The organism is Microlunatus soli (assembly GCF_900105385.1).
Taxonomy (GTDB): Bacteria; Actinomycetota; Actinomycetes; order Propionibacteriales; family Propionibacteriaceae; genus Microlunatus; species Microlunatus soli.
On the sequence record NZ_LT629772.1, the window covers coordinates 1672587 to 1694864 of the forward strand.

Here is a 22278-nt window from a genome sequence, read left to right on the forward strand (position 1 = left end):
AGCACGGAACAGGGAGGGACGATGATGAAGATCACCGGAGCGGTCCTGGACGAGATCGGGCGGCCCCGCCCGTATGCCACCAGCCGACCGATCTCGATCACCGAGCTCGACCTGGCGGCCCCCGGCCCGGGCGAGGTCCTGGTCAGCATCGAGGCGGCCGGACTCTGCCATTCCGATCTCTCGGTGGTGGACGGGAATCGGCCGCGGCCGACCCCGATGTTGCTCGGTCACGAGGCTGCGGGTCTGATCGCCCAGCTCGGCCCGGGCGTGGACGATCTCGAGGTCGGGCAGCGCGTGGTGATGTCCTTCCTCCCCCGCTGTGGTGACTGCACACAGTGCCGGACCGACGGCCGGCTGCCGTGCGGACCCGGTTCGGCGGCGAACACGGTCGGTTCACTGCTCACCGGGGGCCGTCGACTTCAGCGCAACGGGAGTGGGGTGTACCACCATCTCGGGGTGTCCGGTTTCGCCGATCACGCCGTGGTGGACCGTCGATCGATCACCCCGGTCGACTCCGACGTACCGGCCGAAGTCGCTGCCCTGTTGGGATGTGCGGTGCTCACCGGCGGCGGCGCGGTGATCAACGCCGGGCGCCCGCAGGCCGGCGACGATGTCATCATCGTCGGGCTCGGAGGGGTGGGGATGGCCTCCTTGATCACCGCAGTCGGGCTCGGCCAGGGCCGGGTGATCGGTGTCGATGCCCTGGCCGACAAACTGGACCGCGCCCGCGAGCTCGGCGCCACGGCCGTGTTCCCTCCGGCGGACGCCGTCACCGAAGGCATCAAGGCCCCGATCGTGATCGAGGCGGCGGGTCATCCGCGCGCCTTCGAGACGGCGGTCGCCTTGACCGCGCCGGGCGGCACCACGATCACCGTGGGTCTGCCGTCCCCGGACGCGGAGTCGATGATCAAGCCGCTCGGCCTGACCGCGGAGGCCCGGACGATCATGGGCAGCTACCTCGGATCGGCCGTCCCGTCCCGTGACATCCCCCGCTTTGCCGAGCTCTGGCGGCAGGGCCGACTGCCGGTCGAGGAGCTGATCTCCGACCGGATCCGACTGGACGACATCAACACCGCGCTGGACCGGCTCGCCGACGGCCGAGCCATCCGCCAACTTCTCACCTTCCCCTGATCACTCAATACCCCGATTCGGGACAGTTCCAACGTCCGGCTATGTATATGACAGAGTGCTGACCTCAAGCGAACCGAACGACATCGAGGCGACGGATGCCAGATCAGCAGACCTCCACCCACCTGGCCGCCCGGCTGAGCCGGCTGCCGATCACCCGCACCCACCGACGGGCCATCGTCGCGGTCGGCATCGGATTGTTCTTCGACATCTACGAGATCTTCGTGGCCGGCACGATCGCCGCCGTCCTGGTCGAGGACTTCGGGCTCAGCAAGACGGCGCTGCCGTTCATCCTCGGCTCGACCTTCCTCGGGATGTTCGCGGGCGCGATGATCTTGGGACGGCTGGCCGACCGATTCGGTCGGAAGAGGTCCTTCCTGTTCAACATCGGACTGTATTCGGTCGCCACGGTGGTGGCCGCCTTCGCTCCCGGGCCGGTCTTCCTGATGATCAGTCGGTTTGTCGCCGGGATCGGCGTCGGTGCGGAATATCCCCTGGGTGACACCTATCTCAGCGATCTGCTGCCGGCCAAGCATCGCGGGCGGGTCGCGACCTGGGCGTACACCATCTCCTTCCTCGGCGTGCCGGTGGTCGGGTTCCTCGCCCTGCTACTCACTCCGCACGCCCCGCTCGGGATCGACGGTTGGCGATGGATCATGGCTCTCGGCGGACTCGGCGGCATCATCGTGCTGGTACTGCGCCGCCGACTGCCGGAATCGCCACGCTGGCTGGCCTCCCAGGGCCGCGTCGCCGAGGCCGACGCCGTGGTGACCGCGATGGAGCAGGAGGCCGGACCGTTGCCGTCGGTCGAGCTCGAGCCGGCGACCGCAACCGAGTCCGACGCCCCGTTGCCGGTACGCACCCTCACCCGGCCCCCATACCGCAAGCGGATGATCATGCTGGTGATCTTCCAACTGCTGCAGGGATTCGGCTACTACGGCTTCGGCACCCTGGCTGCCACCGTCCTGACCAGCCAGGGCTACACGATCACCGAGTCGTTGCTCTACACCTCACTGACCTACCTCGGCTATCCGATCGGCTCGCTGATCTCCACCCCGATCATCGCCCGGCTGGAACGCAAGTACGTGATCATCGCCTCGGCAGTCGCGATGGCCGGGTTCGGGATCGGATTCGCGGTCGCGGGGAGTCCTGCGCTGATCGTGATCTTCGGCTTCTGCGTCACGGTCACCAGCAACGTGTTCTCCAACTCGTTCCACATCTACCAGGCCGAGATCTTCCCGACCTCGTTGCGCTCCACCGCGGTCGGGTCCACCTATTCGTTGTCCCGCTTGATGAGCGGTGTCCAAGGATTCATCCTGCTGCCGGTGCTGGCCGCGGCCGGCGCCGGAGCGATGTATGGGATCGTCGGCGTCGCGATGTTGATCTTGGTGGTGAACGTCGCCGCACTCGGACCGCGGACCGCCGGCCGGGGCGTCGAGGAGATCAACCCGATCCCGGAGCGCCGCTGATCACGGTACCGACGCAGACGGTCAGGGAGTGATGACCCGGGCAACGGCGTCCCGGAGCAACTCCCGGCGCTGGTCATGCACCGCGTCCGACTCGTCGACGGTTGCGGTGTACACACTGCTCGCCGGTGACCAGGCCGACGCCATGGCGATGATCAGGACCATCAGGTCGAGCGGATCGCCCGCGCGCAGCCGACCGGCCGCCTGAGCCGCAACGATCGCAGCCAACTTCGGGTCATAGCTGTCGCCGTCGAACCAGCGCCCGGTCGGTCGACGTTCGAGCCGGGTCCAGGCGATCAGCCGGGTCAGCTCCGGTTGGTGCAGGTGCCGGTCGTAGAGCGCGACGGCCCAGGACGGCAGGTCGTCGGCATCGAACGGCACGCCGTCGGTGGTGTCGTCGACGCAGCGCGCGATGACCGCATCGAACAACCCCTCCTTGCTGTGGAAGTAGCTGTAGACCTGGGCCTTGTTCGCCTTGGCGGCAGCCGTGATGCGCTCCATCCTGGCGCCGGCGAGGCCGCGTTCGGCGAACTCGACGGTGGCAGCGTCCAGGATCCGCCCGTGGGTGGCGATTCCCCGCGGCGTGCTCGGTGCCCAAGGCATAGTCGCAGATTAACAAAAAGACCGGTTAGTTGTTTTCCCTGTCGGAGCGTTCTACGGTGGACAAAACAAACCAACTGGTCTGTTTCTTTTTTGAACCGCGCCACCCGAAGGGACATCATGCGCACCACCACCGCCTGGCAGAGCCACGACAACTCCACCGCGCTGCGCCGAGGAGAGATCGACCGTCGAGAGCTGCGAGCCGACGACATCGCCGTCCGGGTCGACTACTGCGGTGTCTGCCACAGCGACCTGCACGCCATCCACGGATTGGTCGGCAAACCCACCGACGGACTCGTCCCGGGTCACGAGTTCACCGGAGTCGTCACCGACCTCGGGCCCTCGGTGACCCGGTTCGCGCTCGGTGATCGGGTCGCGGTCGGAACCCTGGTCGATTCCTGTGGGGAGTGTCGGATGTGTCGGGCCGGGCAGCAGAACTACTGCACCCAGGGGCCGACCCCGACCTACGGCGGCACAGACCGGATCGACGGCACCCCGACACGCGGCGGGTACAGCCGCGAGTACGTCGTCCGGGATCGGTTCGCCTTTCAACTCCCCGCAGCGCTCGATGCTGCGGCTGCTGCGCCCTTGATGTGCGCCGGGATCACCATGTGGGAACCGCTCCGCGCTGCCGGGGTCGGTGCGGGCAGCCGCGTCGCGATCGCCGGTCTCGGCGGCCTCGGCCACGTCGGCGTCAAGTTCGCCGTCGCCCTCGGTGCTGACGTCACGGTGCTCAGCCGGACCCCCGACAAGATCGAGGACGCGCGCCGACTGGGCGCCACGGACGTGATCATCACCACCGATGAACGCCAGCTGGCTGCTGCCGCGGGCAGCTTCGACCTGATCCTGGACACCGTCTCCGCGCCACACGATCTCCGGCCGTTGATCGCACTCCTCGACCTCGATGGCACACTGAGCGTTGTCGGGCTCCCTCTCGAGACGACGGTGCCGTTGATGGCGCTGGCCATCGGTCGCAAGAAGCTGACCTCATCCGGGACCGGCGGCTCGACCGGCACCGCCGAGATGCTGACCTTCGCCGCCGACCACAAGATCGCCGCCGACATCGAGCTGCTCCCCTCGGCCCAGGTCGGGCAAGCGCTCAGCCGACTCGAGCAGGGCGATGTCCGGTACCGGTTCGTACTTGATCTTGCCGATCTTGATCAACGAGCCTCCTGAGAACCGAACAGTCGCCGGACCGGCCCGGCGCGAAACTTGTTGCAGCCGGCCGGCCCGGCTGCGACGCTGCGGACCATGAGCGAGTCCAAGCCGCGCGGACAGGTGATCTTCCTGACCGGCCCGACGCTGGCCGGGAAGACCACAACGGCGATGGCCTGGGCGGCCCAACGTTCCCGGATCACCGCACCGATGGACTGGGACGAGCTGCGCGGCACTCTGTTCCGCGGGAGCCGGCTGCAGGCGGCCGACGACATCAGCACGGAGTACCGATTCGCGGCCAGGATCGCAACCCTGACGGCGGCCCACATCATCGACTCGGGCTTCGACTGTCTGATCGCCGGGCCACGGGTGCCGGCCGGCCCGAATGACCCGCCGTCCTGGGTCGGCGTCTGGGACGAGCTTGATCAACTGCAGCCGATCACCATCGCCCTGCTGCCCAGCCTGGAAACCCGCCTCGAACGCCGCCGGCTGGATCCGGGTCGGGTGCAAGCCCTGAGCGAGGACAGCGTCCGGGAGAGCCATCGCTGGGCCTGGGAGTCCTGGCGGGAGCAGCCTCGTGCCGACGTCCTCGACACCTCGGAGATGACGCTCGACCAGGTCCTCGTCGCCGTCGAGCAGACTGCGGCGCGACTGACCGACCGGCCGCTCAGAGCGGCCGATGCATGATGTGCAGGCCGACGTAGCCGTGTACCGGGTGTCGGAAACCTGCTGGCAGCGTTCCCACCAACTCGAAGCCCAAGGAACGCCAGAGGGCGACGGCCCGTTCGTTGGTCTCGACGACGGCGTTGAACTGCATGGCCCGGAAACCGTCCAGGCGGGCCTGCTCCACCACATGCTCACCGAGGGCCCGACCGACGCCACGTCCGCCGTGCTTCGGGTCGACCATGAAGCTGGCTCCGGCGATGTGTGAGGCACCGCCGCGGTGATTGCGCACGCTGGTGGCGGTGCCGAGCACGGTCCCGTCGGCGTCGACCGCCACAAAGGTGCGGCGCCCCGGTGAGTCCGCGAACCACAGTTGCCGCGCCTGCGACTCTGTGGTGTCCCGGTCCCAGGAGAATGTCTCGCCCGCCCGCACGATGCCCTCCATGAATGCCCACATCGCCGGCCAGTCCTCCGCAACGGCCTCGCGGACGGTGGGTGCCGCGGTATCTGCCATGGGCGCCATTCTTCCTGCACCGCCCGTCGGGCGAGGAGTGGCACCGTCATCGGCCTGCACCGACACCCGATGCGCCGCCCTGGCAGGAGTTGCCGATCGTCGGATCACCCGCCGGCCGGCATGATCAGGATTCGGCGTCGTCTGCCGAATGGTCTCCTTGTTGCGACCGCCAATACGCCGCTGTGAGCTGATCCCGTGCTCGTCGGACGACGATGATCCTCGTCGTCTGGACGACGACGGCAAGGATCACGAACACCCCGGTCGACCGGTTGGTGAGGAGATAGCGGAAGCCGCGCCGGCGCCGGGCGAACCCGTTGATGATCATGACGACCAGGGCGATCACTGCGGCGATCTGCCCGAGAGCGATCGGGAGGATTCGGCCGACGTAGGTCCAGATCGCATCACCGGAGGACTCCGCATCGAGCTGCGCGAGCGCCTCGCGAAGCTGCTCGGGAGTCCCACGCTGTCGCCGCTTCCGCATCGTCCGACCGTAGCCGATGCCGATCGTCAGTTGAGTCGGGTGACCCGAACGACGAAGTCCTGCAGCGGCGTCGGGCGGCCGACCACCGTACGGCTGTGCTCTGCTGCCGTGACGACCCCCCACTGGGGCTCGGCGAACAATGCCGTCACTGTCGCCGGCGTCGCCGAGGCTTCGGACGGTGGCTGCTCGCCGTGACCGGAATGTCGACCGTGCAGATGACCGACGATCAACAAGGTGCCACCGGGTGCCACCCAGCGGGCGATGCGTTCGTAGAAGTCGAGTTGCGGCATCGCCGGATGGGCGTAGTGGGTCGTCACCAGATCGAACGGGTGTTCCGGTTCCCAGACTCCGAGGTCTGCCCGGATCCAGTCCAGCGGGCCGGCATCATCGGCCGGTGCGCGTGCGGCTGCGCGGGCCAGGGCCTCGGTCGAGATGTCGGCGGCGGTGACCCGCCAGCCGGCCGAGGCGAGCCAGATCGCCTCCGCGCCCGCACCGCATCCTGCGTCGAGAGCTGTGCCCGGAGTCAGGTCGGCGACCTCGTCGATCAGGTACGGGTTGGGTGGCTGTCCGGCCGGGGCACTTTCCCCGTGCGGCTGCCTCCAATGCCGTTCCCAGTAGGCCTTGTCGAAGGCGTGGTCTTCGGCGGCGCCGGTGCCGTGGCTTCGTTCGTGCACTCTCCGATCATGGGGAGCAACCATCGGGTCCACCTCTCCATCGCGTTCTGCCGACACCGGGTCGACTCCATCGCGAGAGTAGCCGGTGATTGCCTGTCTGGCACTACTACTTGCGGTTATGGCAAGTCAGAGATCAACGGTTCGGTCAGTTGATCTTGTCGCTGCCGGGTGGGCCCTGCCTTCGTTCAACCGAGGTGGCTGATCTCGGGCCAGATGACCTGCCAGGGCAGCCGCCGTCCGGTGCAGACCCAAACAACGGCGCCCTGCTCGTCGTTGTCGATGCCGAGCCTGTTGTCGACGCGCGTCACACGGCGTACGGAACCGAACCATCGCCGCAGTCGCTGGTGTTCGATCCCGATGGCGACGACCGTGTCGACCGAGTCCGGCGGCGGCCCCCATTGTGCGTAGGAGTTGTGTCCGCTGTAGGCCGGTGGAAGATCCATCCGGCGGCGGAAAAGGTCCACCGCTCCCGCTTCTCCGTAGTTGCCGGTCAGCGCGACCGTCTGCGGTCGGCGTTCGGGTGGCACGGTGCGATAGGCGACGGCAACCGCATCGGCGAGTTCGGGCCATCCGACGGTCTCGGCGGTGATCGGCTGGATGTCGCCGACCGGATTGTCCGGAACGGTCCTGACCGGCAACAGCGGCAACATCAGCACCGGAACGATCACCGCACTCGCGCCGATGCCCAGCCCGACCAACAGCCGACGCGGCCGGGACCGAAGCATCCAGCGCACGGTCGGCGCGGCACCGGCGGCCAACAAGATCGGATACATCCCGGCCAGGTAGTAGTGCTTGCCACCGCCGACCAGCAGGATGACGAACAGCACGCCGTAGGCGACGGCAAACGCCCGTACCGACCGCAGCCTCGGATCGCGTATCAGAGCGACCAGTCCGGCAACCCAGATCGGCACCAGCAGTGGGCTGACCTCGAGGAGTTGGAAGAGCGGGAAGCTCCAGGCCGGTGCACTACCGCCGTTGCCGACGGTCGCGATCTGCCGGGCCATCGCCAGTTGCGGCCAGCCGTTGGCGATCTGCCACGCCAGGTGCGGCGCCCACAGCACGACAGCCACCGCCACACCGACCCACAGCCATCGATCACGGAACACCGTACGTGGACCGACGGCAAGCACCCCGATCACCACGGCACCGAGGAAGGCGAGCACCAGCGACTTGTTCTCCAGGGCCACGCCGGTGACCAGGCCGACGGCCAACCAGGAACGTCCGCCGTGCCGCAGCGCCCGGATCAGCAGCACTGTCAACGCCGTCCAGGCCAGCAGGTCGAAGGTGCTGGTCGCCAGCACGTGCCCGGTGGCCAGCGCAAAGGCCGACACCGCCGCACAACAGGCGGCGAGTGCCCGCGCGGCCGTGCCGGCGCCGAGCTCGCGTGTGATCGCGGCGGTCAGGTAGACGGTGGCGCCGGCGGCGATGGCCGGCGCGATCCGCAGCGCGGTCGGCGAGTAGCCGAACAACGCGACCTCAGCCCGGGCGATCATCGGCGTGAGCGGAGGCTGGTCGACGTAGCCCAGTGCCGGATGCAACCCGGCCGCCAGGTAGTAGAACTCGTCGCGGTGGTAGCCGTAGCGGCCGCTGATCACCAACAACAGCCCGGTCACCGCGGCGCTGACCAGCACCGGCACGACTGCCATCACCCGCGCTGACCGACCATCGGCTCTCTCCACGCGACCAGCCTCCAACCGCCGTCGTTCCGGAACCTTAGGGCCGACAAGTTCCACGATCGCACGCCGGCACAGGGCAACGGCCCGGTCCGGCGTTCAGCGTCTGGGATGCTCTGCGCCCGCGACCCGATCCGCACGGCTGCTGCTCCGGGCCGCCCGTCCGTCACGGGATCTCGCGGGGTCCGGCGGGCGCAGCATCACCTGCGCGTCGGCGTCCAGGAGACCGAGTGGCGCCCAACCCCGGGAGCGGTAGAGCCGCACCGCCGGATCGTCCGGATCGGAGGAGGTGCCGAGCAACGCGTGCCGGTTCGGCAACGCAGCGAGCAACGCATCGTGGAGCCGCCCTCCGATCCCGTGCCGCCGCGCCCTGCGGGACACGGCCAGTTCGACGAACTCGACGTGACCGCCGACCCAGGGTTCGGCAACGCGGCCCAATCGGTCGAGCACCCGGTCCGGCCAGAACTGTCCCCGCTGACCGATGTATCCCCAAGCCAATCCCACCGGCCCATCGATGTCGAAGGCGACGGCGAGCCGGTACGCCTCGCGGCCGCGGTGCCGATCGAAGATCGTGTCCCGCCACTCGGCCAGGTCGTCGATCGGGTCGAACGCATCACACCAGACCGCCGCGACAGCGTCGGCCTGGGCTGCCGCATCGGTCGCGTCGAAGATCTCCACCCATGCTTCACCCATGGCCGAACTCAACAGCAGACGTTTCGGAAGCGGACCGAGCCGCAGCGGCGTTCAGGCGACGCCGGCGCGCTCGGCGAGGCCACGGATGTAGTAGGCCTGGCCGAGGTGCTGGGTGGTGTCGCCGATGACGCTGACCAGTCGGGCGGAGGCGGTGACCGGCGGATCCCAGTTGGTGTCGACGACCCGTTCCAATTCGGCGGCGGTGAGACGGTCGAGATAGCCGGAGGTGAGCGTGTGGACGTCGCGGTAGTAGCCGGCGAGCAGGTCCCCGCTCACCGCGACCTTGCCGACGTCATCGGCACTCTGCCCGTAGCCGGTGGCGAACGGCTCGAACGGCAGCGCGAAGCGGTCGCGCCAGGTCGGCCAGACCTGGTCGATACCGGCCAGGTCGGCGATGTGGTCGTCCTGGACCCGTGCCGCGTGCCAGACCAGCCAGGCGATCGTGTTGGCTTCCGGATCGGGACGGTAGCCGGCCAGTTCGGGGCTGAGGTCGGCGGAGATGCCCTCGACCAGTTCCAGTACCCGTTCGAACGCGTCGGTCACCAGGGCACGCAGCGCCGCGGTGTCGTTCGGCGATCCGGTCTCACTCATCGATCTCTCCTGCCCTCGACGCAAGGTGACGATCCCGACATTAGTACGCCGCCGACCGCGTCGGGCACAGGCTCAGGATCCGGGCGATCAGGTGACCGGCCGCAGGGTCAGGGTGGCGGTCGCGTTCCGGTGCACTGCTGCCCTGCTGAAGCGGAACGGCAGCAGTCGGCCGTCGGCCCACAGCGGCAGTTGATCGGCGTAGTTGCGATGGTAGGCGTGTCCGGAGTTGCCGCTCTGGTTGATCCAGCGCGAGTTGTCCAGGTCGGCCCAGTTGATCAACATCCGCATCGTCGGCCCGTTGGTGACGGCAAAACTCGAGCGGTCGTCGAAGGCCATCGCGTTGACCACCGCCGGACCGCCGGCCGCTGGGATGTCACCGCGGTTGAAGAGCCTGCCGATGCCGCCGATCTCGCCGAAGGCCTGATGTTTCACGGTGATCCGATGCAGCTTGCCCCATTGCCACCGGTCGGGGTCACGTGCCATCAACGCGGTGATGTCCTTGCGGGCCTCGGTCTGCGCCGTGACCAGGATGTCGTCGCGTGTCTCCACCACGTCCTTGGTCCGGACGTCGTCCCACCAGACGCTCTTCGGATGCTTGAGCAATTCGGCGAGGACGGCGTACCACCGATCGCCCGACGACGGTCGCAGCTCGGCCGGAAGTTGATCATCGAAGGTGGCCTTCAGCAGGTTCTTGATCACCACGTTGAAATAGGCCGCACCGGCCGAATCCTTGCTGTCACGGCGATCCCAGGCGCGCAGCACATCCTGCCCCTGAGAAATCCAACGATCACTGATCGTGACATCGGTCAGAGCCGGCAGCAGCGCGTCGGCATAGGGAACATGATCATCGGTGAACAGATCAGCCGCGGTGTCCGGGTCGATCTTGCCGGCGGCCGTGATCCTCTTCGCCAGCTGTTGACTGCGCCAGCCGTAGGACTCGCCCGCCGACAACGGATAGGGATAGTCCTCGGAGACGATCGGCTGATTGGCCGCCACGATGTAGCCGCTGGGCGGGTTGTAGCTGTACGGCAGCGCCGCGAAGTCGATCATGGACTTCCAGTCGTAACGTCGGTCCCAGCCGGGCACCGGCACGGATCCGTCGCCGCGGCCGCGGATCGGGATGTCGCCGGGCAACTGGTAGCCGATGTTGCCCGATCGGTCGGCGTAGATCAGGTTCTGCGACGGCGCGTGCAACTGTCGGGCCGCGCTGCGGAACTCGGCGAAGTCGGTTGCCCGGTCCAGTGCGAAGATCGCGTCCATCGTGTTGGACGGGCGCAGTGCCGTCCAGGACAACGCCACCGCGTACGTCGTGCCCGAAACCCTGCCGACCTTGCGGAACTGATCATCGACGTCGGACAGCAGCGGACCGTGCCGGGACTCCCGTACGGTGATTCGACGCGGCTGCGCCTCACCCTTGACCGCGATCTCCTCGACCCGGGTCGTCAACGGCTGCCAGTCGTTGCCGACCCTGGCCTTGCCGTCCCTGATCTGTTCGGTGTAGAGGTCCTCCACATCGACGTAGGAGGTGGTGAGTCCCCAGCTGATCTCCCGGTTGTGGCCGATGATCACCCCCGGCATCCCGGAGAAGGAGTAGCCGCTGACGTCGAACGGGCAGGATGCGCTGACCGTCCGGCAGTGCAGCCCGATCTGCTCGAAGATCGACGGGATCGACAGTGCCAGGTGCGGATCGTTGGACAGCATCGCCTTGCCGGTCGTCGTCCGGTCCCCGGAGACCACCCACGAATTCGAACCGATCCCGCCGCCGGCCCCGCCCTGACCGATCAGGTCCGGGATCGCGTCCAGCGCACCGGCCGCACGAGTCAACGCCGCCTGCTGCCCCGGCCCGGCGACCGGCGGTCGTCCCGAAGCCGCCTTCGCCCCGGGGTCGAACGAACCCCCAGCCACCTTGCCGGCACCGACGATCGGCCGGTAATGATCAAGATCGTAACCGGGGAACAGCTCGGCGATCTGGCTCTTGGAGAAGCGGGACGACAGCAGGGCGCGTTCGATCTCGTCGTCCTTGTTGCTGCTCAGATCCCAGGCCATCGCCTTCAGCCAGGCGATCGAGTCCACCGCGGTCCACGGTTCCGGCCGATAATCCAGCCCGGTCAGCCCGAGCACGTTGTACTCCAAGGACAGGGCCGACCGGGACTGACTGCGCAGGTAGGCGTTGACACCGTCGGCGTAGGCGTCCAGATAGCGCCGGGTCGCCGATGACAGCATCGGTAACTCCTGCTCGGCCACCCGCCGCCAGCCGAGTGTCCTGATCACCTCGTCGGTCTTCAGCTGGGACGGCCCGAAGAGCTCCGACAACCGGCCGGCGGTCACGTGTCGCCGGAAGTCCATCTCCCAGAATCGGTCCTGGGCGTGCACATACCCCTGTGCCGCGAAGAGATCCTCGGCATTGTCGGCATAGATGTCGGCGACCCCGGACGCGTTGCGGACCACCTGGACGGGGCTGTTCAGCCCGGGCACCGACTCGGTGCCGTCCTGCTCGGGGAACGAGGACCGCACCGTCGTCACGGCAAGGCTGGACAGCGCGCCGATGATCAACACCAGCACGAAGATCACGAAAAGCATCCACCGATGCACCCGACGCACCGGCACAGCGTACCCACTGGGGCGTGTCTCGTTGTTCGGGTGGGAGCGATCAGGTGCGCGGTCGAGTGCCTCGGCGTGGCCGGCGATCCAGGCATATCGGGATATGGCGACCGAGTCCGGCTGCGGCGAGGTGCCGACCGCGTGCCGCGCAGCCCCACCCTCCAGGCCGGTTGTGGTCCGGGCAGCGGCCCGGTAAGAATGCCGAAATGCCCTCAATGACGAAGGTTCTCCCCCATTGGAAGCACCGCTTCGCGGTGATCATCGGCGCCGGTGCGATCGCTCTCCCGCTGGCACTCGCCGCCCCGACCCCAGCCCTCGCCGACCCCGACGATTCCGCCACTTCCACCGGATCGACATCCACCGGATCGGGTGGCCACGAGCTGGCGATCGAGACACTGTCCAGTCGACCGGAGGTGGTCAGTGGCGGCGACGCCCGGGTCCGGATCACGGTGCCGCGCAACGCCTCCCCGAAGTCGGTCCGGGTGCGTACCGCCGACGGTGACCACACCGACGAGTTCCGGACGACCGGACGCCACACCCTCGAAGGTGTGCTCACCGGGCTGCCCGACGGGCGGTCGACGATCGTCGCGACAGCAGCCGGTCAGCGGTCGACGCTCAAGGTGACCAACCACCCGATCACCGGCCCGGTGTTCGCCGGACCGGCGGAGCAGCCGTTCGTCTGTCAGACCGAGAAGTTCAAGCTCGCCGACGGCAGCACGCTCGGCCCGGCGTTGGACGACGACTGCTCGATCGAGCCGCGCACCGACTACGTCTACCGGACCGCCGCCGACACCTGGAAGGCGCTGCCGGCCGACGCGCAGGATGATCAACGATCCCGCCCGGACGATCTGCAGATGATCACCGTCGACGGCCGGACCGTGCCGTTCATCGTCCGGATCGACACCTCGACCATCGACCGTGGCGTCGCCCAGCGCAGCATCCTGGACGACCCGGCGGACGGCACCTCGGCCTGGAACAACAAGTTGATCTACACCTTCGGCGGCGGCTGCCACGGCGGCTGGTACGTCCAGGGCACCGGCACCGGCGGCGTCCTGTCGCCCAACCTGCTGTCCCAGGGCTACGGGATGGCGTCCAACTCACTGAACGTGTTCGGCCAGAACTGCAACGACCTGATCGCCGCCGAGGCGATGGCGATGACCCGTGAGCAATTCATCGAGGATCACGGCCTGCCGACCTTCACGATGGGCGTCGGCTGTTCCGGCGGCTCGTACCAGGCCCAGCAGATCGCCGACAACTATCCCGGCCTGCTGGACGGCATCGTGGTCGGCTGCAGCTTCGCCGACGTCGGCTTCGACCAGTCCCAGAAGCTGTTCGACGCCCGACTGCTCGACCAGTACGCCCGCAAGAACCCCGATGCGCTGACCAAGGAACAACTCACCGCGATCTCCGGCTTCGGCTCCTACCAGGCCGTCGCGTCGATGAGCAGCGAGGCGCGCCGGATGGACCCTGACGCCGACTTCATCGGCGACTTCCCCGCGGTCCTGCGCTACGACCCCGTGAGCAATCCCGATGGCGCCCGGTCGACGCTGTGGGACCACGGCAAGAGCGCCTACGGTGTCGACGATCGCGGGTTCGGTCGGCAGCCGGTGGACAACGTCGGAGTGCAGTACGGTCTGGCCCAGGTCCGGGACGGCTCGATCAGCTTCGATCAGTTCCTCGACCTGAACGCCGGCGTCGGCGGTGTGGACATCGACTTCAACCCGACCACCGAACGCACCACTGCTGACCCGGAGGCGGTCGCAGGAGCCTACGCAACCGGCCGGATGCTGAACGCCGGTGCCGGTCTGAGCGAGATCCCGATCATCGACGACCGGGCCTGGACCGAGGCACCGGGGTCCGGCGACATCCACATGCGCTATCACACCTTCGTGATCGAGCAACGGCTGATCAAGGCAGCAGGCGACGCCGACAACCAGGTGCGGTGGACCGAACCCGGTTCCGGTGGCTTCAACATCGAGACCGGCCACGCCGCCGACGCGATCGAGCAGATGGACGACTGGATCATGGCGGTCCGGAGCTCCGGACGGCACGGGCACGACGCGGTCGTGGACGCCAAGCCGGCCGACCTGAAGGACGCCTGCTGGGCACCGGACGGAACGAAGATCACCGAGCCGCAGGTGTATGGCGGTCAGACCCGGTGCAACGACCTCTACCCCGCCTACTCCTCACCACGACTGCAGGCGGGTGAGGCGCTGAGCGCCGACATCATCGGCTGCACCCTGAAGCCGGTCGATCCCGACGAGTACGGCAAGACCCTCACCGAGGACCAGCTCGGCAGGCTGCGCGAGGTCTTCCCCGACGGCGTCTGCGACTGGCGTCAGCCGGGCAAGGGACAACGGGAGCTGGCCGGCAGTTGGCTGACCTTCGGGCCGGAGCCGGGTGAGTATCACCGGCTCGGACGGGCCGGCTAGATGTGCCGTCCAGGGCGCCGAGGAATAGGTTTCGGTTAGCAGTCGTTATGCTGGAGTGCCAGCTGGTGCGGCCACGGCGCCGACCGGCTGTGCTACGTCCCGAGACCTTCGTGCCGAAGAGAGCCCAGATGCCGACCTATCAGTACCGCTGTTCCGAGTGCGGACAGGACCTTGAAGTGGTCCAGAAGTTCAGCGACGCGTCGCTGACCGAGTGCCCCAATTGCCACGGCGCGCTGCGCAAGGTCTACAACGCAGTGGGTGTGGTCTTCAAGGGATCGGGTTTCTACAGCACCGACAACCGGAGCAAGGGAACCAAGGTCGGCGCCGGCAACGGCTCGGACTCCTCCAGCTCGTCCTCGGACAGCAAGTCCTCCTCCGATGCCAAGGCCGACTCCTCCTCCGGCAAGTCGGATTCGTCCAGCAGCAGCTCGGGGTCCAGCTCGTCGGAGTCGAGCAGTTCCAAGGCTCCGGCCAAGGCTGCGGCGAACTGAGCGACCGGCGCGAGCTGGGCGATCGCTGGCGCCGGCGATACTGACGACCCGAATCGGGCCGCCTGTGGATAACCACGCCACGGGTCGGCCCGATTTTCGTACCGTCGCTGCATGGCCCGTCACGGCAGTTCCCCGTTCACCGATCTGATCCGGCTGATCTCCTGGCATCGGCGCAAGCTCGCCGTGCTGGCCGCGATGTCGGCTGCCGCTCTCGGGATCACCGCGGCAACACCCGACCCGCCGCCGACCACCACGGTGACGGTCGCAGCCCATCGGCTGACCGGCGGCCAGCAGCTCACCGCCGGTGATGTGACGACCAGGGACGTCTCCAGCGACCTGCTGCCGGTCGACGCCATCACCCGACCCGATTCGATCGTCGGTCGGACGCTGGTCGCACCATTGAGCGAAGGATCGGTGCTGACCTCGGTGAGCGTGCTGCGTACCCGTCCGGAGTCCGCCGCCGGCCTGGTGATCACCCCGCTGCGGATCGGTGACGCAGCGGTGCTGGCGTTGCTCCGGGTCGGCGACCGGGTGGATGTGGTTGCCTCCGATCCGGAGTCCGGCACCGGCGCCCGGGTGATTGCCGAGCAGGTCCGGGTGGTGACCATCCCGCGGACGTCCGGCGCCGGTGGTCTCGGCGGCACCGACCGCGATGCCGCGTCGTTGTTGCTGGTCGAGGTCGATCGGCAGCAGGCCACCGTGCTGGCCGACGCGGCCGCCAGGAGCCAGATCAGCCTGCTCCTGTAGCGCTCTTCGCGTCACCCACGAAATGCCATAGGAAGACCCTCTGGCAGCTACTGATATTTCGTCTTTGCCCGGCCGGATATTCCGAACGTACGGTGATATCACTCGATCAATTGCTGTCGCAGCAGGATTTCCGACACGTCATCGCCGACGATCTCAGCGACCGCATTCCGTCGAGCCGACAACTCGGGATATCCGGAAGGAATGACGGCCATGACTCTCACTCAGACCGAATCCAGAACGCAAGAATTCGCCGGCAAGCGGGCCGTGGTCACCGGCGGCACCCGCGGCATCGGCGCGGCGGTCGTTCGTCGACTCCAGCAGGCCGGCGCCACGGTGCTGACGACGGCGCGGTCGGCGCCCCGGGACGCTCCGGACGGCGTCCAGGTCGTCGAGGCCGACGCCCAGTCCCCGGTCGCCGCCGAGACCGTCGCAGCGGCCGTACAGGATCGACTCGGCGGCGTGGATCTGCTGGTTCACAATGTCGGCGGCGCCCGTCCGTACCGTGCCGCGGCAGAGATCACCGACGAAACCTGGCGGGCCGCGCTGGACCTGAACTTCCTGTCGGCCGTACGCCTGGATTCCCTACTGACACAGGGAATGCGGGATCAGCGCGCCGGGTCGATCGTGCATGTCTCCTCGGCTGCCGTGCCGGCCGTGGCGCCGCCGTTCCTGCACTACACCGCAGCCAAGGCAGCACTGGAGAACTACAGCCGCGGGATGGCCCAGGACCTGGCTCCGTACGGCGTCCGGGTCAACACCGTCTCACCCGGCCGGACCGCAACACCGGGCGGCGAGGCGACCCGTGAGCAGTGGGCGCACCTGGGCTCCGGCCCCGGCCAGGACGTCACCAGCCCGCCGCTGGGACGGGACGGACAGCCCGACGACATCGCCGAGGCGGTGCTGTTCCTGCTGTCGGACCGGGCCGGATGGCTGACCGGAAGCAATCTTTTCGTCGACGGCGGCGAATTCCCTCGATAACGCGCCGGCGTCGGCTATCGATCTCGAAGAAATTCCGCGGCCGCCGCTCGCGCAAGGCATGACGTCCGGTCACGCGGATCGCCGAAACGCATCGAAGAACGCACGATCAGGACGCCGCCGACATCGGTGCGGAATTCTCCGACCAGCTCTCCCGGCGCAGCAGTTCGAGCAGTGCCGAACCGCCGGGACCGGCGTCGCGGGGCAGGACCGCGATCACGGGCTGAGTCACCGCCGGCCACACCGCCCGGACCAGATGATCATGACCGGGCGGCACCGCCGAGGCAGGGACCAGCGCGGCGCCCAGGCCCTGCGCGGCCCACCGGACGGCAGTCGCGGTCTGGGACACCCGGGCGGCCGTGGACGGCGTCAGATCGTGAGCACCCAGCGCCTCCCGCAGGACGGCATCCAGCGCGCTGTCCGGGTCGAATCGGACCCACGACGCTCCCCCGAGATCGCGCAACGGGACCCGGTCCGCGGCCAGCTGGGGGTGCCCGGGTCCGAGCACCACCACGAACTCCTCCTCGCCCAACCGATGGGCGTCATCCGGGGACTGACGGCAGGCAGCCATCAGGCTGAGATCGAGGTTGCCCCTTCGACAGAGGCGGTCCAGCTCGACGGCACTCGGCTCTTCGAAGACGGTGACCTCCAGCCGCGGGAATCGCCGACGCAGAGCACCCAACGCGCCCGGCAACTGTCGGGAGCCGAGACCCAACTGGGCAGCGACCACCAGTTCACCGGTCAGCTCCCCGATTCCGGCGCGGGCCGTCGCCGTGGCTCGCCGTGCGGCGTTCACCGCAACTTCGGCCTCGCGCAGGAACGCCTTCCCGATCGCGGTAGGAACCAGTCCGGTCGGGGTGCGGTCGAACAGTTCGACGCCGAGGTCACGTTCCAGGCCGCGGATCTGTTGCGACATCGACGGCTGAGCGACGCGGAGCAGCTCGGCGGCAGCGGTCACCGAACCCGCTTCGGCAACGGCCAGGGCGTACTCGTATTGACGAAGACTCATCGGGCTCCCTCTCCTCACCGGCGCTCCGGTCGGCGGCTGCCAGTATTGCTCGCCCGAGGTCGGGCCCCAGCCTCAGCCTGGATCCACCCTCAGTGCCGCTGACGCCGATCCGAGGTCTGCCTTCAGTGTCCGTGGTGCGGGGGCACGTCGGCGAGCAGTCGGCGTTCGTCGGCATCGGGCGCTCGGTTGCTCAGCACTGCGCGCTCCGGTTCGTCCAGCAGAAGTCGACGCCGCAACTCGGCCAACGCTGCCAGCAGCTGAGCCGCACCCAGCCCTCGGCGAAGATCATCGGGAATCGGGTACGGCCACGGTCGCCCGGCCGCCCGCCGGGCCCGGACGTCGGCTCGCAGCTGTTCCAACCCGCCCGTGCGCGCCGCCAGTTGATCACCGACCGCGGCCAGGTCGGGCCGTAGCTGTGACGTACCGGCCGCAGTTCGCTCGCCGGTGATCGCGAAGATCAATGCCGGATGCCAGGCCGGTCCTGCCGCGCCGTCATCCTGTCCTTGCGCCATCGCGCACCTCCGCTCCCGACTCCTCGGTCATCGTACGGCGATGAGGGCGTTCTCCTTACTCGTGTGGGCTGCCACCCGAATAGGGAGACACACCCTGGGTCGAGCTCGGTCGCCCCGACCGGTGCCACGGCGGCCGGTGCCATAGGGTTGGAGCGTTCGATCCATGTCTGGACGCAAGGAGGTGTCGGGTGAGGGTGTCGCTGTTCGTCACCTGCCTGGCCGACACGCTGTACCCCGACGTCGGCCGCGCGACCGTCACCGTGTTGGAGCGACTCGGCTGCGAGGTCGATTTTCCGGCTGCTCAGACCTGCTGCGGCCAGATGCACATGAACACCGGGTACGCCCGGCCCGCCGGCGACATGGTCCGCAGCTACGCCGACACCTTCGCCGACGCCGACGCCGTCGTGGTGCCGTCCGGGTCCTGCACCGGGATGCTGCGCGAACACGGCAGCAACGTCGCGCCCGGCGTACACCTGCCGCCGACCTACGAGCTCAGCGAATTCCTGATCGATGTGCTCGGGGTCACCGACGTCGGCGCATCGTTCCCACACAGCGTCACCTACCACCCGACCTGCCATTCGCTGCGACTGCTCGGCGTCGGCGACCGGCCGTACCAGCTGTTGTCCAAGGTCACAGGGATCGATCTGCGGGAACTGCCCGAGGCCGAGCAGTGCTGCGGCTTCGGCGGCACCTTCGCCCTGAAGAACGCCGACACCTCGTCGGCGATGGGTAGCGACAAGATCGACAACGTGATCAGGACCGGCGCCGAGATCGTCTGCACCTCCGACTCCTCCTGCATGATGCATCTGGGCGGATTTGCCAGCCGCCGCAAGCTCCCGGTGAAGTCGATGCACCTGGCCGAGATCCTCGCAGCCCAAGAGTGAACGCCCGCACGGACTGAACATCACGGCCTGAACGCCCCGGACTGAACGAGAGGAGTTGATCATGACACCGGGTCACCAACTCGAACCGGTTGCCCGACGACGCGGCAGGGTCTCCCGGCGACGAACAACCGAGGTCGGCCTGAAACCCCAGCCCGGAGTCGCGTTCCTGGGGATGCCGTCCTTCACCAAGGCCGCACACATCGCGCTCGATGATGATCAACTCCGCAACAACCTCGGCCGAGCGACCCACACCATCCGGGACAAACGCAAGCGGGCGGTCGCCGAGTTGGACGACTGGCAGCAGCTGCGCACCTCGGCGGCAGCGATCAAGGACAGCACGCTGGCCGACCTTGATCGACATCTCGAACAGTTCGAGGCCGCCGCCACCGCGGCCGGCGCCACCGTGCACTGGGCGGCCGACGCCGAAGAGGCGTGCCGGATCAGTCTGCAGATCGCCCGGCAGCACGAGGCCACCGACGTGATCAAGGTCAAGTCGATGGCCACCCAGGAGATCGGACTCAACGAAGCCCTTGCCGACAACGGGATCCATGCCTGGGAGACCGACCTTGCCGAGCTGATCGTGCAACTCGGCGGCGACACCCCCAGCCACTTCCTGGTGCCCGCCATCCATCGCAACCGCGACGAGATCCGCCAGATCTTCCTGGACAAGATGGGCGAAGTCGGACGCGCCGCCCCCGACGATCTGACCAACGAGCCGCGACGGCTGGCCGAGGCAGCGCGGCTGCACCTGCGGGAGAAGTTCCTGTCCACCAAGGTCGCCTTCTCCGGTGCCAACTTCGCGATCGCCGAGACCGGGACCCTGGTAGTGCTGGAGTCGGAGGGCAACGGCCGGATGTGCCTGACCCTGCCCGACGTGCTGGTGTCGGTGGTCGGGATCGAGAAGATCCTGCCGACCTTCGCCGACCTCGACGTCTTCATGCAGGTCCTCCCCCGGTCCTCGACCGCCGAGCGGATGAACCCGTACACGACGATGTGGACCGGTGTGACGCCCGGAGACGGACCGCAGGAGATGCACATCATCCTGCTGGACAACGGCCGGACCCGGGCGCTGGCCGATCATGTCGGCCGGCAGGCGCTGCGCTGCATCCGCTGCTCTGCCTGTCTCAATGTGTGTCCGGTGTACGAGCGGGTCGGCGGGCACGCCTACGGTTCGGTCTATCCCGGACCGATCGGCGCCATCCTGAATCCCTTGCTGCACGGGGTTGCCGACGAGCACGACGCCGCCCTGCCGTATGCCTCCAGCCTGTGCGGTGCTTGTTACGAGGCCTGCCCGGTCAAGATCGACATCCCGACGGTGTTGATCGAACAGCGGGCCGAGGTGGTCGACGAGAAGGCCGACCACACCGCCCCGGATCCAGAGGCGCTGGCGATGCGGGTGGCGGCCTGGACCTTCGCCGATCACCGGCGGCTGGAACGTGTCCAGAAGGTCGCCGGCGCGGTCGGGCCGGCCGCCAAATACGTACGCCGGCTGCCGGGCATGCTGGGTGGCTGGACGCAGAGCCGCGACCTGCCGCCGGTGCCGAAGGAGTCCTTCCATCAATGGTGGGCGCGAACCCGCGGACAGGGGTCCCGATGAGCAGCAGGGAGCAGGTGTTGGCCGCCGTCCGGGGCGCGATCCGGGATGCTGCGGCGCCGGAGGTGCCACGGGACTACGTCCGCGATCTCGGCCTGGACCGGGACGGGCTGATCGAGTTGTTCACTGAACGCGTCGACGACTACCGCGCCGAGGTGACCGCGGTGCAGCGTTCCGATCTGGGCCGCACGATCGGTGCCCAGCTGGGACGCCGACAGGCCGGCTCGGTGGTGGTTCCCGATGATCTTGATCCGGGCCTGCTCACCACGGTCACCTGCAAGGTGATCAAGGACGCACCGGATCTCGCCGCGGGCGATCTCGACGGAGTTGACGCGGTGGTCACCGGCAGCGCACTCGGCATCGCTCAGACCGGAACCATCGTGCTCGACGCGGGCCCGATCCAGGGCCGGCGGGCGATCAGTCTGGTGCCGGATCTGCATCTGTGTGTGGTCGAGGCGGACAGCATCGTCGGCACCGTGTCCGAGGCGGTGGCCCGGCTGGACGCCACCCGCCCGCTGACCTGGATCTCCGGCCCGAGCGCCACCAGCGACATCGAACTGGACCGGGTCGAGGGCGTCCACGGACCCCGTACCCTGGTCGTCCTGATCGTCACCGACTGACCTCGGTCGTGACCATCGTCACAATACATAGCCGGAACATCCAACCGTCTCTTGAATGTTCAACCGACTATGATCGACACCACGACATCCGCCGAGCTCGCCGACTTCGAGGCCGAGTTCGCCGCTCAGCTCGCGCTGACCCCCGACGCCCAGGATCTGCTGTTCCGCAACGCGCGGACCGCCAACACGTTTGCCGACGAACCGGTCAGCGACGAGCAGATCAAGGCGATCTACGAGCTGGTGAAGTACGCCCCGACGGCGGCCAACAGCCAGCCGCTACGGATCGCGTTCGTCCGTTCTCAGGAGGCCAAGGAGCGGCTGCTGCCGTTGATGAGCGAAGGCAACCGCGCCAAGACCGGCACCGCGCCGTTGGTCGCGATCCTGGCCGCCGACACCGACTTCCACGACGAACTGCCGAAGGTCTTTCCGCATGCCGGTGAGGCCTACCGCGAGATGTTCGCCGGCAACGACGAGGCCCGCGTCGGCACCGCCCGGTTGAGCGCCGGCCTGCAGATCGGATACTTCATCCTCGGTGTCCGCGCCGCCGGCCTGGCCGCCGGTCCGATGGCCGGCTTCGATGCCGCGGCCGTCAGCAAGGAGTTCTTCCCCGACGGCAAGCACGAGGCGCTGGTCGTGGTGAACATCGGCAAGCCCGGCGACAACCCGTGGTTCGACCGTCAGCCGCGGCTGTCCTTCGACGAGGTCGCCACCGTCCTCTGACCGCCAGGAGCACAACACCCCCTTCCCGCACCAGTTATGTACTTCCGCACCGTGT

22 protein-coding genes are annotated in these 22278 nt (G+C 68.0%); 12 read left to right on the forward strand and 10 right to left on the reverse strand.

Translation table 11 applies throughout. The features are described 5' to 3' along the window. Window positions 1-21: 21 nt before the first annotated feature. Both BLU38_RS07825 and BLU38_RS07830 read left to right on the forward strand, forming a co-directional pair. On the forward strand, window positions 22-1131 hold the full coding sequence (locus BLU38_RS07825; RefSeq protein ID WP_231920228.1) for an alcohol dehydrogenase catalytic domain-containing protein: 1110 nt from the start codon (window positions 22-24) through the stop codon (window positions 1129-1131). Window positions 1132-1226: 95 nt separating this feature from the next. After that, a complete protein-coding gene (locus BLU38_RS07830; RefSeq protein WP_091522539.1) occupies window positions 1227-2597 on the forward strand; it encodes an MFS transporter in 1371 nt (456 codons plus the stop codon). Between the two features lie 21 nt (window positions 2598-2618). Here the strand turns inward: BLU38_RS07830 and BLU38_RS07835 are convergent, their stop codons facing one another. Then, on the reverse strand, window positions 2619-3197 hold the full coding sequence (locus tag BLU38_RS07835; protein WP_091522543.1) for a TetR/AcrR family transcriptional regulator: 579 nt from the start codon (window positions 3195-3197) through the stop codon (window positions 2619-2621). A 117-nt stretch (window positions 3198-3314) separates the two neighbouring features. Here BLU38_RS07835 and BLU38_RS07840 point away from each other — a divergent pair, with 117 nt between their 5' ends. Both BLU38_RS07840 and BLU38_RS07845 read left to right on the forward strand, forming a co-directional pair. Then, a complete protein-coding gene (locus BLU38_RS07840) occupies window positions 3315-4370 on the forward strand; it encodes an NAD(P)-dependent alcohol dehydrogenase (RefSeq protein ID WP_091522546.1) in 1056 nt (351 codons plus the stop codon). 75 nt (window positions 4371-4445) lie between these two features. After that, the gene (locus BLU38_RS07845) at window positions 4446-5036 is read left to right on the forward strand and encodes an ATP-binding protein (protein ID WP_157683286.1); all 591 of its coding nucleotides are present in this window, start codon (window positions 4446-4448) and stop codon (window positions 5034-5036) included. Here BLU38_RS07845 and BLU38_RS07850 read toward each other — a convergent pair. From BLU38_RS07850 to BLU38_RS07880, 7 genes are all read right to left on the reverse strand, one after another. Then, a complete protein-coding gene (locus BLU38_RS07850) occupies window positions 5017-5526 on the reverse strand; it encodes a GNAT family N-acetyltransferase (protein WP_091522553.1) in 510 nt (169 codons plus the stop codon). The genes BLU38_RS07845 and BLU38_RS07850 overlap by 20 nt on opposite strands. Window positions 5527-5650: 124 nt before the next feature. Then, window positions 5651-6007, reverse strand: a complete 357-nt coding sequence (locus tag BLU38_RS07855) for a hypothetical protein (RefSeq protein ID WP_091522558.1) — start codon at window positions 6005-6007, stop codon at window positions 5651-5653. Window positions 6008-6033: 26 nt separating this feature from the next. Next, window positions 6034-6681, reverse strand: a complete 648-nt coding sequence (locus tag BLU38_RS07860) for a class I SAM-dependent methyltransferase (protein WP_231920229.1) — start codon at window positions 6679-6681, stop codon at window positions 6034-6036. A gap of 185 nt (window positions 6682-6866) precedes the next feature. Then, window positions 6867-8360 carry an ArnT family glycosyltransferase gene (locus BLU38_RS07865; RefSeq protein ID WP_157683287.1) on the reverse strand — a complete coding sequence of 498 codons (1494 nt, stop codon included), beginning with the start codon at window positions 8358-8360 and terminating at the stop codon, window positions 6867-6869. A 93-nt stretch (window positions 8361-8453) separates the two neighbouring features. Further along, entirely contained in the window at window positions 8454-9047 is a 594-nt protein-coding gene (locus tag BLU38_RS07870; protein WP_091522565.1) for a GNAT family N-acetyltransferase, read from the reverse strand. A gap of 51 nt (window positions 9048-9098) precedes the next feature. Continuing rightward, the gene (locus BLU38_RS07875; protein WP_091522568.1) at window positions 9099-9638 is read right to left on the reverse strand and encodes a mycothiol transferase; all 540 of its coding nucleotides are present in this window, start codon (window positions 9636-9638) and stop codon (window positions 9099-9101) included. Window positions 9639-9725: 87 nt separating this feature from the next. Beyond that, window positions 9726-12239, reverse strand: a complete 2514-nt coding sequence (locus tag BLU38_RS07880) for a penicillin acylase family protein (protein ID WP_197680034.1) — start codon at window positions 12237-12239, stop codon at window positions 9726-9728. A gap of 206 nt (window positions 12240-12445) precedes the next feature. Here BLU38_RS07880 and BLU38_RS07885 point away from each other — a divergent pair, with 206 nt between their 5' ends. The 4 genes from BLU38_RS07885 (at window position 12446) to BLU38_RS07900 (ending at window position 16887) form a co-directional block, all read left to right on the forward strand. Then, the gene (locus BLU38_RS07885) at window positions 12446-14671 is read left to right on the forward strand and encodes a DUF6351 family protein (RefSeq protein ID WP_197680035.1); all 2226 of its coding nucleotides are present in this window, start codon (window positions 12446-12448) and stop codon (window positions 14669-14671) included. Window positions 14672-14799: 128 nt separating this feature from the next. Then, window positions 14800-15162 (forward strand): FmdB family zinc ribbon protein, encoded by a 363-nt coding sequence (locus BLU38_RS07890; RefSeq protein ID WP_091532110.1) that lies wholly within the window; start codon window positions 14800-14802, stop codon window positions 15160-15162. Window positions 15163-15273: 111 nt separating this feature from the next. Then, the gene (locus BLU38_RS07895; protein WP_091522575.1) at window positions 15274-15909 is read left to right on the forward strand and encodes an SAF domain-containing protein; all 636 of its coding nucleotides are present in this window, start codon (window positions 15274-15276) and stop codon (window positions 15907-15909) included. 210 nt (window positions 15910-16119) lie between these two features. Then, window positions 16120-16887: an oxidoreductase gene (locus tag BLU38_RS07900; RefSeq protein WP_091522578.1), complete on the forward strand. Its 768-nt coding sequence runs from the start codon at window positions 16120-16122 to the stop codon at window positions 16885-16887. Window positions 16888-16993: 106 nt separating this feature from the next. Here BLU38_RS07900 and BLU38_RS07905 read toward each other — a convergent pair whose 3' ends face one another. Both BLU38_RS07905 and BLU38_RS07910 read right to left on the reverse strand, forming a co-directional pair. Continuing rightward, a complete protein-coding gene (locus tag BLU38_RS07905) occupies window positions 16994-17893 on the reverse strand; it encodes a LysR family transcriptional regulator (RefSeq protein ID WP_091522582.1) in 900 nt (299 codons plus the stop codon). A 122-nt stretch (window positions 17894-18015) separates the two neighbouring features. After that, a complete protein-coding gene (locus BLU38_RS07910; protein ID WP_091522586.1) occupies window positions 18016-18405 on the reverse strand; it encodes a hypothetical protein in 390 nt (129 codons plus the stop codon). Window positions 18406-18593: 188 nt separating this feature from the next. Between BLU38_RS07910 and BLU38_RS07915 the strand changes: the two genes are divergently transcribed. The 4 genes from BLU38_RS07915 (at window position 18594) to BLU38_RS07930 (ending at window position 22223) form a co-directional block, all read left to right on the forward strand. Beyond that, window positions 18594-19289: a (Fe-S)-binding protein gene (locus tag BLU38_RS07915; protein ID WP_091522590.1), complete on the forward strand. Its 696-nt coding sequence runs from the start codon at window positions 18594-18596 to the stop codon at window positions 19287-19289. 61 nt (window positions 19290-19350) lie between these two features. Continuing rightward, complete coding sequence (locus BLU38_RS07920) at window positions 19351-20886, forward strand: LutB/LldF family L-lactate oxidation iron-sulfur protein (RefSeq protein WP_091522593.1); 1536 nt, start codon at window positions 19351-19353, stop codon at window positions 20884-20886. Next, a complete protein-coding gene (locus BLU38_RS07925; protein ID WP_091522595.1) occupies window positions 20883-21503 on the forward strand; it encodes a LutC/YkgG family protein in 621 nt (206 codons plus the stop codon). The genes BLU38_RS07920 and BLU38_RS07925 overlap by 4 nt, the downstream gene beginning before the upstream one ends. 69 nt (window positions 21504-21572) lie before the next feature. Continuing rightward, window positions 21573-22223 carry a malonic semialdehyde reductase gene (locus BLU38_RS07930; protein ID WP_091522600.1) on the forward strand — a complete coding sequence of 217 codons (651 nt, stop codon included), beginning with the start codon at window positions 21573-21575 and terminating at the stop codon, window positions 22221-22223. Window positions 22224-22278 lie beyond the last annotated feature (55 nt).